The sequence below is a fragment of the Kitasatospora sp. NPDC001664 genome, assembly GCF_053596675.1.
Genome location: NZ_JBSFGS010000001.1, coordinates 287,433 through 299,971 on the forward strand (window position 1 = coordinate 287,433; position 12,539 = coordinate 299,971).

General features: G+C 75.7%; 15 protein-coding genes. 11 read left to right on the forward strand and 4 right to left on the reverse strand.

What is annotated here, in order from left to right; translation table 11 throughout:
* Window positions 1-12: 12 nt before the first annotated feature.
* From ACWCYY_RS01420 to ACWCYY_RS01445, 6 genes are all read left to right on the forward strand, one after another.
* The gene (locus ACWCYY_RS01420; protein ID WP_345280128.1) at window positions 13-267 is read left to right on the forward strand and encodes a hypothetical protein; all 255 of its coding nucleotides are present in this window, start codon (window positions 13-15) and stop codon (window positions 265-267) included.
* On the forward strand, window positions 264-686 hold the full coding sequence (locus tag ACWCYY_RS01425; protein WP_345280126.1) for a TadE family protein: 423 nt from the start codon (window positions 264-266) through the stop codon (window positions 684-686). Before ACWCYY_RS01420 ends, ACWCYY_RS01425 begins: the two co-directional genes overlap by 4 nt.
* Complete coding sequence (locus ACWCYY_RS01430) at window positions 683-1,156, forward strand: TadE/TadG family type IV pilus assembly protein (protein WP_345280124.1); 474 nt, start codon at window positions 683-685, stop codon at window positions 1,154-1,156. The genes ACWCYY_RS01425 and ACWCYY_RS01430 overlap by 4 nt, the downstream gene beginning before the upstream one ends.
* Window positions 1,157-1,169: 13 nt before the next feature.
* Window positions 1,170-1,616: a hypothetical protein gene (locus ACWCYY_RS01435; protein ID WP_449794739.1), complete on the forward strand. Its 447-nt coding sequence runs from the start codon at window positions 1,170-1,172 to the stop codon at window positions 1,614-1,616.
* Between the two features lie 232 nt (window positions 1,617-1,848).
* The gene (locus tag ACWCYY_RS01440; protein WP_449794740.1) at window positions 1,849-5,727 is read left to right on the forward strand and encodes a LysM peptidoglycan-binding domain-containing protein; all 3,879 of its coding nucleotides are present in this window, start codon (window positions 1,849-1,851) and stop codon (window positions 5,725-5,727) included.
* A 225-nt stretch (window positions 5,728-5,952) separates the two neighbouring features.
* Complete coding sequence (locus tag ACWCYY_RS01445) at window positions 5,953-6,153, forward strand: hypothetical protein (protein ID WP_449794741.1); 201 nt, start codon at window positions 5,953-5,955, stop codon at window positions 6,151-6,153.
* A gap of 7 nt (window positions 6,154-6,160) precedes the next feature.
* On the opposite strand, the gene ACWCYY_RS01450 is transcribed toward ACWCYY_RS01445, so the two are convergent.
* Window positions 6,161-6,610, reverse strand: coding sequence for a MarR family transcriptional regulator (locus ACWCYY_RS01450; protein WP_449794742.1), 450 nt, complete (start codon window positions 6,608-6,610; stop codon window positions 6,161-6,163).
* A complete protein-coding gene (locus ACWCYY_RS01455; RefSeq protein ID WP_345283468.1) occupies window positions 6,607-7,095 on the reverse strand; it encodes a MarR family winged helix-turn-helix transcriptional regulator in 489 nt (162 codons plus the stop codon). Before ACWCYY_RS01455 ends, ACWCYY_RS01450 begins: the two co-directional genes overlap by 4 nt.
* A 100-nt stretch (window positions 7,096-7,195) precedes the next feature.
* Between ACWCYY_RS01455 and ACWCYY_RS01460 the strand changes: the two genes are divergently transcribed.
* The 5 genes from ACWCYY_RS01460 to ACWCYY_RS01480 all read left to right on the forward strand — a co-directional run bounded on the left by ACWCYY_RS01460 (window position 7,196) and on the right by ACWCYY_RS01480 (window position 10,874).
* Window positions 7,196-7,720, forward strand: a complete 525-nt coding sequence (locus ACWCYY_RS01460; protein WP_345283466.1) for a GNAT family N-acetyltransferase — start codon at window positions 7,196-7,198, stop codon at window positions 7,718-7,720.
* The gene (locus ACWCYY_RS01465) at window positions 7,720-8,511 is read left to right on the forward strand and encodes an MBL fold metallo-hydrolase (RefSeq protein WP_449794743.1); all 792 of its coding nucleotides are present in this window, start codon (window positions 7,720-7,722) and stop codon (window positions 8,509-8,511) included. Before ACWCYY_RS01460 ends, ACWCYY_RS01465 begins: the two co-directional genes overlap by 1 nt.
* A complete protein-coding gene (locus tag ACWCYY_RS01470) occupies window positions 8,508-8,801 on the forward strand; it encodes a hypothetical protein (protein ID WP_345283464.1) in 294 nt (97 codons plus the stop codon). Before ACWCYY_RS01465 ends, ACWCYY_RS01470 begins: the two co-directional genes overlap by 4 nt.
* Complete coding sequence (locus ACWCYY_RS01475) at window positions 8,798-9,067, forward strand: hypothetical protein (RefSeq protein ID WP_449794744.1); 270 nt, start codon at window positions 8,798-8,800, stop codon at window positions 9,065-9,067. Before ACWCYY_RS01470 ends, ACWCYY_RS01475 begins: the two co-directional genes overlap by 4 nt.
* Before the next feature lie 178 nt (window positions 9,068-9,245).
* Window positions 9,246-10,874 (forward strand): hypothetical protein, encoded by a 1,629-nt coding sequence (locus tag ACWCYY_RS01480; protein ID WP_449794745.1) that lies wholly within the window; start codon window positions 9,246-9,248, stop codon window positions 10,872-10,874.
* Between the two features lie 7 nt (window positions 10,875-10,881).
* Here ACWCYY_RS01480 and ACWCYY_RS01485 read toward each other — a convergent pair whose 3' ends face one another.
* Window positions 10,882-11,523 carry a dihydrofolate reductase family protein gene (locus ACWCYY_RS01485; protein WP_449794746.1) on the reverse strand — a complete coding sequence of 214 codons (642 nt, stop codon included), beginning with the start codon at window positions 11,521-11,523 and terminating at the stop codon, window positions 10,882-10,884.
* A 241-nt stretch (window positions 11,524-11,764) separates the two neighbouring features.
* Window positions 11,765-12,523 carry a 3-oxoacyl-ACP reductase FabG gene (fabG, locus tag ACWCYY_RS01490; RefSeq protein WP_345283461.1) on the reverse strand — a complete coding sequence of 253 codons (759 nt, stop codon included), beginning with the start codon at window positions 12,521-12,523 and terminating at the stop codon, window positions 11,765-11,767.
* Between the last annotated feature and the right edge of the window lie 16 nt (window positions 12,524-12,539).

Here is a 12,539-nt window from a genome sequence, read left to right on the forward strand (position 1 = left end):
GGAGAGCAGATCATGGCCGTACTGCGCTCGTTCCTCACCGCACTCTTCCTTCCCGTGCAACTCCTCATGTTCGCCTTCCACTACCGGATGGGCCGCCTCCGGGCGGCCCGGGCCACGGGCGATCGCGGCGCCATCAGCATCGAGCTGGCGCTCGCCGTGGTCGTGCTGGTCGCCATCGCCGGCGCCATCGTGGTGGCGGTGCGCAGCCTGGGCAGCACCGTGAAGGGGCACATCCCGACCGACGCGAACGTCACCCCCATTCCGTGATCCGCCGTTCGCCGTCCGCCCGGACCGGAGCCCGTCGGGGCGACCGGGGCGCGCTGAGCATCGAGCTCGCCCTGGTCTTCCCGATCGCGCTGTTCCTGGTCTTCCTCGTGGTGCAGGCCGCCCTCTACTGGTACGCGGGCCAGGCCGCGCTCACGGCTGCCCGCGAGGGCGCCGAGGCCGGCCGGGCCCAGGGCGCCGCCTCCGATTCGGGCGCCCGGCGGGCCGGGGACTTCCTGACCCGGGTCGGTGATCTCGCCGAGCGGGTCGACGTGAAGACCGACACCAGTGACGCGACCACCTACCGGATCTCCGTCACGGTCCGGCCGCTGGCCGTGGTGCCGGGGTTCGACCGGCTGCTGATCACCCGTCGGATCAGCGCTCCCCGGGAGAAGTTCGTCCCGCAGGGCGGGCGGCCGTGAGGCGCCCGCCCGCCCTGCGCGGGCCGCTCGTGCTCCGCCGGCGCCGCCCCGGCGCGGACCGCGGCAGCTTCGCGATCGAACTGGCGATCCTCGCCCCCGCGTTGGTCTTCTTCGTGCTGATCGCCGTCGCGGCCGGGCGTATTCAGACCACCGGCGGGGTAGTGGACGCAGCAGCCCGTTCCGGCGCCCGCGCGGCCTCCCTGGCGCGCAGCCCGGAGGGGGCGGAGCAGGCCGCACACGACGCGGTGGCCGCGGCGCTGGCGGGGCAGGGGGTGCTGTGCGAGGGCGCGGAACGCTCCGCGGTCGCGTACGGCACGCTGCCCACGCCGGAGGGTCCGCTCACCACCGTGACGGTGCAGGTCAGCTGCACGGTCCGGCTGGCGGACCTGCTGGCGGGGCTGCCCGCCGGCTCCAAGAAGATGACCGGCACCTTCACCTCGGTGCTGGACCGCTACCGGGCAACCGGCTGAGAGGGGAGGGGATTTGAGTCCGAATCGGTTCCGTCGACGGGCGGACGAAGGCTCGATCGCCCTCTTCGTGGCGATCTGCGTGGCCGGCCTGGTGATCATGGTCGGTATCGTGTTGGAGGGCGGTGGCCGGCTGCGGGCGATCGAGAACGCCGACGCGCGCGCCCAGGAGGCCGCCCGGGCGGCGGGCCAACAGCTGGACCAGGCCGCCCTGTTGAGCGGCCGCGGCTACGTGCTGAAGAAGGACCTGGACGAGGCCCGCAGCGTGGCCACCGCCTATCTGGAGCCGTACGGGCTGAAGCCCGCGGACATCACCTTCCGGGGGGACCGGACCGTGGTGGTGGAGATCCGGACCACGTACCGGACCACCCTGCTCGGCGCGATGCGGGTGGAGGAGTTGGACGTGCGCGGCGTCGGTTCGGCCGGGCTGGTGCACGGAGTCAGGCAAGCGGAGAACCCGTGAGGGGCGGGGCTCCGGTCCGGGCTGACGCCCGGTCAGGCGGGCGCCGCGGCGGCAGGGCCGCAGCGGCGCGGGGTGTGAGGGAAGCGGGGACGGGCTGATGGCGGCGCGAGGGACCAAGGGACAGGACCGGCGGGCCGGGACGGGCTCGCGGGTCGAGCCGGGCCCGGGCGTGCCGGCCGCACGGCGGCCGGTGCCGTTGCGGCCGCGGCGACGGCGCAGGACCGTCGGCTCGGTGTTCACCGCGCTCGGCGCCCTGGTGCTGCTGGCCGTGCTGCTGGCCGGGGTGCCGATGCTGCTCGGCTACGGCACCCTCGCGGTGGCCGCGATGGGCGGTCAGAGCACCTCCGGCCTGACCGACCTGCTGACCAGCCCCGACGACGGCCGGATCTTCCTCTGGGTCCTGGTCGCGATCGGCTGGATCGGCTGGCTCTGCTTCGCGCTCTCGGTGCTGCTGGAGATCCCGGCCCAACTGCGCGGCCGGGTGGCCCGCCGTCTCCCCGCCTTCGGCTGGAGCCAGCGGCTGGCCGCCGGCCTGGTCGGCTCGGTGATCGCCCTGCTGCCGGTGGCCGGCTCCGCCTTCGCGGCCGTCCCGGAGCTCGGGCCCGCCGCGGCCCCCGCCCAGGTCACCGCCTCCGCCCAGTACGCCGCGCTGCCCGCCGCCCCGGCGGCCCCGGCGCTCACCCCCGCCGCCGACCAGCACCCCACCTACACGGTGCGCGACACCAGCCCGGCGGACAGCCTCTGGTCGATCGCCGAGAGCCAGCTCGGCTCCGGCGAACGCTGGACCGAGATCGCCAAGCTGAACGACGGTCAGGTGATGGACGAGGACGGACGGCGCTTCGACGCCGACCGGGCCATCCACCCCGGCTGGAAGCTCAAGCTGCCCTCCGACGCCAAGCCGCAGGCCCAGGCCCCGGCGGCCCAGGCCCCCGCTTCTCAGGATCCCGCCGCCCAGAACCGGACCGCGCAGACCCCGGCGGCCCTGACCACCGGCCACGCCACGGTCACCGTCAAGGCCGGGGACAGCCTCTCGGCCATCGCCGAGCGGGAGTTGGGCGACGCCGAGGGCTGGCCCCGGCTCTTCGAGGCCAACAAGGGCGTCACCGCTCCCGACGGCACCCGGCTGACCGATCCGGACGTGGTGGTGCCGGGCATGGTGCTCGCCCTCCCCGGTGCCCCGGCGGCCCCCGCCCCCGCGCCCGCCCCCGCCCCCGAGACGGCCCCGGCGCCGGAGGCCCCGCCCGCCGCGCAGACCCCCGCGCCGCAGGCCCCCGCCACCCAGGCGCCGGCCACGCCCGCCCCGACGGTCCCGGCCTCCCCGGGCGCGCCCGTCCAGGGCCCGACCGCGCCCGCCCAGCACCCGGCCGCCCAGCACCCGGCGGGCGCCGAGGCCACCGCGCCCAGCGACGACTACACGGTGGCGCTGGCCGCCTCCGCCGTCGGCGTGGTGCTGGCCGCCGTCCTGGTCGGCACGGTGGCCCGCCGCCGCGGCGACCAGCAGCGCAGCCGCCGCCCCCGGCACCGGATCGCCCTGCCCGCCCCGGCCGCGCTCGCCTTCGAGTCCGAGCTGAAGGTCCGTCAGGACGACGAGGGCCTGGCCCTGCTGGACCGTGCCCTGCGCACCATGGGACGCAACACCGTGCGCGGCGGCAAGCGCCTGCCCGCGCTGGTCGCGGCCCGGGTCACCTCCGGCCGCACCGTCGAGCTCCACCTGGCCGCCCCGGCCGCGCCGATCGCCCCGTTCCGGGCCGCGCACGCGCCGAACGTCTGGTGGTGCCCGGAGGACTCCCACGAACTGCTCTCCGTCTCCCAGGCCCGCAAGCACGCCGCCCCGTACCCGGCCCTGGTCACCCTCGGCACCGGGCCGGACGGCGCGGTGGTACTGGCCGACCTGGAGACCGTCCGGCTGATGCACCTCTCCGGCCACCCGGACGACGCCCGCGACGTGCTGCGCACCCTGGCCGTCGAGCTGGCTCACAGCCCGCTCGCCGACCGGGTCAACCTCCACCTGGTCGGCCTGGCCGAGGACCTCCCGCTGACCGGCGCCGCCGCCGAGCGGGTGCACCGCCACGACAGCCTGGAGACCGCGCTCGCCGCCCTCGGACCGCGCACCGCCCGGGCCCGCGCCACCCTGGTCGCCGCCGAGGTGAGCAGCCCCCGCGACGCCCGCAGCCGCGGCCAGGAGGACGAGTCCTGGGTGCCCGAGATCGTGCTCTCGGCCCAGCCGCCGAGCGGCAACCTGCCCGCCGAGCTGGGCCGGCTGCTCGACGGCACCCCGCGCACCTGCCTGGCCGTCGTCACCCGCGCGCCCGAGCGCGGCACCGGCCCGGTCGCCCGCTGGACCCTGCCCAGCACCGGCCTGGCCACCATCCCCGGCCTGCACCTGACCGTGGAGCTCCAGCGGCTGGCCCCCGAGCAGTACGGCCACGTCGGCGACCTGCTCCGCAGCGCCGCCGACACCAGCCAACTCCCGGCCCCCGACTGGACCTTCGACGGCGAGGAGCTGGAGCCGGCCGAACTCCCGGTGCCGGTGCTGGCCGCCGTGGGCGGGCCGGCCGCCGAGCAGACCTTCCTCGGCTCCAACCCCTTCGACTCCCCGGCCCCGCCCTCCCCGCTGCTGGACGGCCCCGCCTTCGCGGCCATGGCCTCCGCGCCCTCCACCGGCGGGCCCGGGGAGGGCGCCGGCCCGGACCTGATCGCCCGTCTGATCGGCACCGGCAGCAGCCCGTTCGCGGGCACCAGCCCGGCGGCCACGCCGCGGCACTCCCTCAACGGGGCGGGCCTGACGCTGCGCAAGAACGGCACCTCGGCGGCGGGTTCGCCGGTGGCGGTTCCCTCGTCGCTCCCGTCGCTCCCCGCCCTTCCGGTGGCCCCGGTCACCGCGGTGCCCGCCGCTCCCACCCCCGAGCTCCCGGCCGCCGGCCGGTTCGCGGCCCCCGAGCCGCCCGCCGCCGTCGACCCGCTCACCGACCCTCTCCCCGCCGTGCTGCCCGCTGCGGGCCCGTTCGCGGTCGCCACGCCTCCCGCCGTCGAACTCCCTTCCGCCACAGCCCCGTTCGGCGAGGCCGAGGCGCGGGCCGAGACCGAGCCGCTGCCCCGGGTGACCGACCAGCCCCTGACCGGCGAGTACCCCCTGGCCGCGCCCGTCCCGCCGGTGCCGCCCGTCCCGCCCGTCCCGCCCGTGCCGGCCTACGAGCCGCCGCCGACCCATGAGGCCGCCCCGCCGGTGGCCGAGCACGCCCCGGCCCGGCCCACTCCGCCCCCGGCCTCCTACGTGCCCCCGGCCGGGTCCGCGCGCAGCGACAGCGACGACCTGCTGGCCATCCTGCGCTCACCCGAGGCGCACAGCGTCCGGACCGCGCCCCGGATCCGCCTGCTCGGTCCGCCGGACCTGCTCGGCGCGAACGGCCCGGTGAACCCCGAGGGCCGCCCCCGGTTGACCGAGCTGGCCGCCCTGCTGGCGCTGCGCCCGGGCGCGGACCTCTCCGCCCTGGACCACGCGCTGCACCCGGGCGCGGCCCACCTGGACCCGCACCCGACCACCGAGCAGTCCACCCCGCTCCCCGCCCGACTGGCCGAACTCGCCTCCTGGCTGGGCGAGTCGGCGGAGGGCCGGGCCTTCCTGCCGCTGGAGACCGGGGACGGCGTCGCCCTCGCCCCGACCGTCAGCTGCGACTGGGACGAGTTCCGCAGCCTCTACCGGCGCGGCATGCGCAGCACCAGCTCCACCGCCGACGCCGCCCTGGCCCACGCCCTCGCCCTGGTCCGGGGCGCCCCGTTCGCGGAGGCCCCGGGCAACAGCTACGGCTGGGCCGAGCCCGAGCGCCAGGACATGCTGGCCGCGATCGTGGACACCGCCCACGAACTCGCCGCCCGCCGCCTCCAGTACGGCGACCACCGCACCGCCGAGGCCGCCATCTTCCGCGGCCTGGCCGTCGCCCCGGAGGTCGAACTCCTGCACCGCGACCTCTTCTACGCCTACGCCTCGGCCGGCGCCCGCGACCAGCTGGTCCGCGCGGTCAACCGCCTGGACGCCCTCAGCCGCCGCACCGGCCGCGACCTCGACCCCGACACCGTGGCCCTGCTCCGCGACCTGCTCTCCGCCGCCTGACGCACCGTCCGCCCGGCACCGCCCCCCGCCCGGGGGCGGTGCCGAGTCGGTTCCGGCCGGTGCGCTCCGGAAAACCGTTCCCTGCGGGCAGCCGCGGCGCGGCATCATGGGGCCATGGACACGCATGCGAGCGAGTGGGTACTCATGCCCGTCGAACCGCCGGTCACCGGCGCCAAGGTGGGGCACTGGATCACGCATTGACTGCGTGACCGCGGCATCGACTGGATGCCCTTCGACGAGAAGGACATCCGGATCGACCTGATGTGCGGCCGCAACCCGGACGGGCGGTGGTTCTGCCACACGTCCTTCACCATCCGCGCCGACGCCCTGCGCCGCCTCGGCCTCCACCCCGACCAGCCCACCTCCGCCGCCGCCGACCCCCCACCCCCCAAGTGGTGGGGCCCCTGGGATTCCTGGGGGCGCTGATGCTCCGTCAGTCCGCCTGCCGGGCCAGCTCGGCGTTCGCCCGGGCGGCGACCAGGGTGAGCACCCGGCCGGCCGCCGCGAGGTCTTCGGCCGGGATGTCGCCCCAGATCCGGGCGGAGTACGCGGCGCCCTCGGCGGCGGCGGTGTCGTAGAGCGTGCGCCCGGCGGGGGTGAGGTGGAGCAGGTCCTCGTCCGCCGGGTCCGGCGCGAGCAGTCCGGCGGTGGCCAACTCGTCGATCACGGAAGCGACTTCGGACGGGGTGGCCTTCAGCGAGCCGGTCACCTCGGCGGTGAGGTGCTCCCGGGTGACGCTGCCGCCGGCCACCACGGCCACCCGTAGGGTGACGTTCTGCTGGAAGGTGGTGCCGTGCCGTTCCAGCACGCCCTCCAGGACGGCGCGGGCGGCGTAGTGCGCGAGGGCGAGCGTGCGGGGGTCGGCGGCGGGGGTCTCGGTCATGACTGCTCCTTCTCGGCGTGCTCGGTCTGCGGTTCGAGGGGGACGTCCAGCAGCAGGGCCAGCTCGCGGGTGAACTCCCGGGCGCGCGGGCCGCTCCGGCCCCCGAGTGGCTCCAGCAGCTGCTCCAGCAGCTCCTGGACCACGGTGATCGCCCGCCCGGTCACCTCCCGGCCCTGGTCGGTGAGGGTCAGCCGGAAGGCCCGGGGGTCGGCCGGATCCCTGGTCCGGCCCAGCAGCCCGGCGCCCTCCAGGGCGCGGGCCAGCTTGGAGACGTAGAGCGCCTCCATCCCGGTGTGGTCGGCGAGTTGACGCTGGTTCGGCTGCCGGCCCTCCCGGTCCATCCCGTACAGGGAGGCCATCACCGAGTACTGGGCGTGCGTCAGCCCCAGCGGCGCGACCGCCCGGTCCACGGCCGTGCGCCACTTCATCGACAGGCGCCAGACCAGGAATCCGGCGGTGGCCTTCTCGTGCGCTGCTGAACTCATGACGGATACCGTACATGGCTACTATGTCCATGGCTACTGTTTCGCCGGGGAGGGCTAATCCGTTTGCCCCCGGCTCCGCCGGGGCGGTAGAACGCCGAGCATGTTGCGTGGAGAGCGGATCGGCCTGCGGGCCCGGATCGAGTCCGACGTGCCGGTGCTGCACGAAGAGCTGTACAACGACGTGATCACCCGGTCGAAGGCGGACACCCGGCCGTGGCAGCCGACTCCGGTGGCCAACTCGGTGTTCTCGGTGGGGGAGTCCTCGGACGGTCACGCGCCCTTCACCGTGGTCGAGCTGGCGAGCGGTGAGGTGCTCGGCGAGGCCATCGTCTGGGGGATCGACCCGCACAACCGGCTCGCCCACCTCGGCCTCGCCGTGCTGCCCGCCCACCGGGGCAAGGGCTACGGCGCCGAGGCGGTCGGGGTGATGTGCCACTACGGCTTCCGGATCCGGGGCTTCCAGCGGCTCCAGGTGGAGACGCTGGCCGACAACCACGGGATGATCGCCGCCGCCGAGCGCAACGGCTTCGTCCGCGAGGGCCTGCTGCGCCGCAACGCCTGGGTGGACGGCGGCTTCCACGACGAGCTGGTCCTCGGCCTGCTCGCCGACGAGTGGCGCCCCTGATGCCGCACCCGGCGGTGGTCCGCGCCGGGGTCGAGGTCGTCCCGCTCTGCGACGCGGTCGGCCCGATGGGCCATCAGATCGCCCGCCCGCTGGACGAACTCTTCGGCGGCCCCGACCACCCGGTCTGGCGGCGGGCGGACCGCGCCGAGCCCTGGACCCTGCACTTCCACAGCTACCTGCTGCGCACCCCCGGCGGCCGCACCGTCCTGGTCGACACCGGCCTGGGCGGCGAGGACTCCCCGGCCGCGAGCTGGGCACCCGTCCCCGGGCGGCTGACCGCCGAACTCGCCGCCGCCGGCACCCGGCCCGAGGAGGTGGACACGGTGGTCCTCACCCACCTGCACAGCGACCACGCCAGCGGCAGCCTGGCCGCCGACGGCGCCACCCCGGCCTTCCCGAACGCGCGCTACCTGGTCCAGCGGCGGGAGTTGGACTGGCTGCGCGCCACCGGCTCCCCGATGCTGGCCGCCGTGGTCGACCCGCTGCTCGCGGCCGGCTGCCTGGACGCCGCCGACGGCGGCCTGCGGCTGACCCCCGAGCTGACCGTGCTGCCCACCCCGGGGCACACCCCCGGCCACCAGAGCCTCGCGGTGGGGGAGCGGCAGCTGGTGGTCGCCGGCGATGTGGTGCTCCACCCCGTCCAGCTCGCCGACCCCACCGCCGGCTACCTCTACGACGAGGACCAGCCCGCCGCCACCGCCACCCGTACCCGCCTGCTGGCCGAACTGGCCGCCGCCGAGGGCCTGTTGGCCACCGCCCACTTCGCCGACCCGTTCAGCGGGGTCCGATGAGCCGGGAGGTGTACGAGCTCTGGCACCTGCGCCACCTCGCGGTGGAGGCCGACGGCACGGTGATCCACCGCGACCCGGACGGATGGATCCACCAGGACGAGGACGAGTGGCGGCTGCTCGGCATCTACTCCTCCGAGGCGGCCGCCGAGGCGCGGATCGCGCAGGCCAGGCTGCTGCCCGGCTTCCGGGACGAGCCGGACTGCTTCGAGGTGATCCCCGCCGACGTCGACCACGACACCTGGACCGACGGGTACTTCACCTACCACCACCGCCCCGGGGAGGACACGTGACGGACGCCCCCACGCTCTACCTGCTGGTGCACCGGCACCACTTCGTCCCGCCGGAGCACGAACCCTTCGAGGACGGCGAGCCGCTGTTCTGGTCCGACTCCGAGGAGGACCACAAGACCCTCGGCCTCTACAGCACCCGGGAGGCGGCCGAGCGGCGGATCGAGCGGGCCCGCCCGCTGCCCGGATTCCGGGACAGCCCCGACGGGTTCGAGATCCACCCGTACGTCCTGGACGAGCACCGCTGGACCGGTGGCCACCGAGCCTGACGGAGCGCTGACCCACCGTCAGGGGCGCTCGGCGCGTCCGGGCCGGTCGAGCGCCCGTTCGGCCGGGGAGTCCCTCCTGGCTGAGCCGGGCGCGGGCACCGTAAGGTGGCGAGGACGTGGTGGCGGGCACCACGGCGTTGCGTCGCGCGCGGGCGGCGGTTGGGGGCGGTGACCTGCGGTGGCGGACCTGACGGCGGGCGGGCTTTGGCCGGGCGGAGCGGCTGCGCAGGCCGAGGGCTTCTCGACCGGCTGGACCGGCACCATGCCGGCCGTGAAGGCCACGGGGCCCGGCCCTGCCGGTACGTCCGGGCACTCCGGCCCCGGTGGGCCCGCGGTCGCGACGGCCCCCAAGCCGGTGGTGCAGACGGTCGGTGACGGCGCCCGCGGCCGCATCCTGGTGATCGAGGGCGGCTACGGCACCGCCGGCCGTCGCTCCTGGGGCCGCGGCGCGGGCTCCCAGACCCAGGTGCTCTCCACCATGCTGGCCGCCGTCGCCCCGCAGACCCTGCTCGCCGCCGAATCCGTGGACGCCATCCACCTCCCCGGCGCCACCGACCCGCAGAGCGTGCTGGCCCACCTGCGCGCCGCCGCCCTGCACCCCGGCCCGCTCCTCATCCACCTCGGCGGCCACCTGGTCACCGACCGCCGGGGCGAGCACCTCTACCTGACGCTCCGTGACTCCAAGCCCGCCACCGTCCGCCAGGACGGCCTGCCCTGGCAGGCCCTGGCCGCCGAGCTCCAGCACCGGGGCGACCTGCCCACCCTGGTGATCGCCGACCTCAGCGCCGACCAGGCCGCCTGGCCGCTGGTGCAGAGCGCCATCTCCCCGCTGGCCGACGGCATCCCGCTGTGGGCCGTGGTCAGCCCGGACCCGGAGCAGATCGGCACCTTCTCCCGGGCCCTGATCGAGGTGCTGCACCGCGGCCGCCCCGGTGGCCCGGCCCTGCTGCCGCCCGAGCACCTGCGCGAGCAGGTCCACTCGGTGGTCCGGCACGACTCGATCATCCTGCACTCGCACCCCACCGAGCGGCCCTTCTTCCGCAACACCTCGCGCCAGATCGGCGAGGCCGTCCCCACCTTCCAGGACCTGCCGCGCCCGGCGGCGGTCCTCCCCAAGCCGCCCACCCGCGGCCCGAAGGCCCGGCCGGCCGCCGCGCCGCGGGTGCTGCTCGCCAAGGAACTCACCGGCGAGGGCGTCTCCCTCCTCAAGCCGGGCGTCCCGCCGACCCCGCGCCGGGTCGGACCGCCGGTCTCGCTGCGCAAGGGCGGCCCGCTGACGGACCCCCAGGCCGGGGTCGCCCCGGCCGCCGACCGCCCCGTGGTCTCGCTCCACAAGCCCGCCGCCCCCGCTACCCCCGTACCCGCCTCCGCCCCCACCGCGGACTACCGGGAGGCGATCGGCCGAATCGTCCGGAGCGCCGAGGCGGGCGAGCACGAGACCGCCGCCGAGCTGGCCCTCGACCTGGAGCGCACCACCCTCGCCCTGCACGGCCCGAACGCCCCCGAGAGCCTCCAGCTCCGCCAGGTCCGGGCCCACATCGCCCGTCTGGCCGGCCGCCCCGCCGAGGCCGCCGAGCTCTACCGCGAGGTCGCCGTGGTCCTGCTGCGCGAGCGCGGCCCCGAGGACCCCGAGACCCAGCAGATCGCCACCAACGCCGAGGCCTGCTGGCGTGCCGTCACCGACCGCGCCGAGGCGATCCGGATGGCCCCCGAGATCATCGAGCTCCGCGCCCACCTCCCGGGCCCCGAGGGCCGCAAGCTCCGAGCCGCCGAACGCTACCTGAAGCAGCTCGCGGCCGCGGGCTGACCCCGGCTCAGCCGGACAGCCCGCGGTCCGGGGCGCTCATGTCACCGGTCCGCGGGACGCCCTCGGCCAGGCCGTAACGGAGCAGCACCGTGCCCTGCGGGCCGGTGGCCGGGGGTTCGAGAAGGGTGAGGTTGCTCGGGACGGTGCCGTCGCCGAAGACCTTCTTGCCGACGCCGAGGACGATCGGGTGCACCCAGAGGTCGAGCCGGTCGAACAGCCTCTCCCGCAGCAGACTCTGGACGAGGTCCAGGCTCCCGACCACCTTGATGTGCTCGTGCCGCTCCCGCACCTCCCGCACGGCGGCGGCCAGGTCCGGGCCGAGCTGCACGGAGCCGGCCCAGGGCAGGTCCGGCGTGCCGCGGGAGGCGACGTACTTCGGGACGCGGTTGAAGAGGGCGGCGATCGCGTCGTCCTGGCCGCCGCTCTCCTGGTGCGGCCAGTAGGCGGCGAAGATGTCGTACGTCCGCCGTCCGAGCAGCAGCGCGTCGGTGTCCCGGTACGCGGCCATGATCTGAGCCCCGGTCACCTCGTCCAGCAGCGGCGCCTGCCACCCGCCGAACGGGAACCCGACCGGATCCTCCTCCGGCCCGCCGGGCGCCTGCCCGACCAGGTCGAGCGTCGCGAACATCTCGATCTCAATGAGGCCCATGGCCTCACGATAGGCCTGCGGCCGGCCGGGGGCCGGGAGGCTACTCCGGGGCGCCAGGATGTCGGTGGCCAACCCGGTGCGCGAGGACTTAGGTGGTCAACCCGGGGGCGCGAGGAACTGCGCGGGTCGGGAGGCGGCCCACCTGCAACTGAACCGCCGTCAGCCAGTTGCCGGTGCTGCCGTTCCCCCGCGCGCAGTTCCTCGCGCCCCTGGGGCCTTCGGCCCCGAGGCGCTGCGCCGACTACCGGGCGCCGCCGTTGACGTAGAGGGTCTGGCCGCTGACGTACGCGGCGTCCTCGCTGGCCAGGAAGGCGACCACCGAGGCGACCTCCTCCGGGAGGCCGACCCGCCGCAGGGGGGTGCGCTCGGCGGCCAGGGCCTGGTGCTCCTCGGCGGTGGCGCCGACGCGTTCGGCGGTGGCGGCGGTCATGGAGGTGGCGATGTAGCCGGGGGCGACGGCGTTGACGTTGACGTTGAAGGGGCCGAGCTCGATGGCCAGGGTGGCGGTGAGGCCCTGGATGCCGGCCTTGGCGGCGGCGTAGTTGGCCTGGCCGCGGTTGCCGAGGGCGGAGCGCGAGCTCAGTGAGACGATCTTGCCGTACTTCTGCCTGCACATGTAGGCCTGCGCCACGTGGCTGCAGTTGTAGGCGCTGGTCAGGTTGACGGTGAGGACGGCGTCCCAGTCGCTCTTCGGCATCTTGAAGAAGAGGTTGTCCCGGGTGATCCCGGCGTTGTTGACCAGGATGTGGAGGGCCCCCAACTCCTCGACCACGGTGGCGAAGACGCGCTCCACCGCGTCGTAGTCGGCCACGTCGCAGCCGTAGGCGCGGGCGGTGCCCCCCTTGGCGGTGATGGCGTCCACGGTGCCCTGGGCCCGCTCGGCGGTGAGGTCGAGGACGGCGACGGTCGCGCCCTCCTCGGCCAGCCGGAGGGCGGTGGCGGCGCCGATGCCCTGGGCCGCACCGGTGACGACGGCGATCTTCCCTGCGAAACGACTCATGATCCCTGACTCTCCC

Coding starts and splice junctions, on each gene's coding strand:
- ACWCYY_RS01455 (WP_345283468.1), bottom strand. CDS start 7,095: ATGAGTTCAGCAGCGCACGAGAAGGCCACCGCCGGATTCCTGGTCTGG.
- ACWCYY_RS01460 (WP_345283466.1), top strand. CDS start 7,196: ATGTTGCGTGGAGAGCGGATCGGCCTGCGGGCCCGGATCGAGTCCGAC.
- ACWCYY_RS01465 (WP_449794743.1), top strand. CDS start 7,720: ATGCCGCACCCGGCGGTGGTCCGCGCCGGGGTCGAGGTCGTCCCGCTC.
- ACWCYY_RS01470 (WP_345283464.1), top strand. CDS start 8,508: ATGAGCCGGGAGGTGTACGAGCTCTGGCACCTGCGCCACCTCGCGGTG.
- ACWCYY_RS01445 (WP_449794741.1), top strand. CDS start 5,953: ATGCCCTTCGACGAGAAGGACATCCGGATCGACCTGATGTGCGGCCGC.
- ACWCYY_RS01485 (WP_449794746.1), bottom strand. CDS start 11,523: ATGGGCCTCATTGAGATCGAGATGTTCGCGACGCTCGACCTGGTCGGG.
- fabG (WP_345283461.1), bottom strand. CDS start 12,523: ATGAGTCGTTTCGCAGGGAAGATCGCCGTCGTCACCGGTGCGGCCCAG.
- ACWCYY_RS01450 (WP_449794742.1), bottom strand. CDS start 6,610: ATGACCGAGACCCCCGCCGCCGACCCCCGCACGCTCGCCCTCGCGCAC.
- ACWCYY_RS01420 (WP_345280128.1), top strand. CDS start 13: ATGGCCGTACTGCGCTCGTTCCTCACCGCACTCTTCCTTCCCGTGCAA.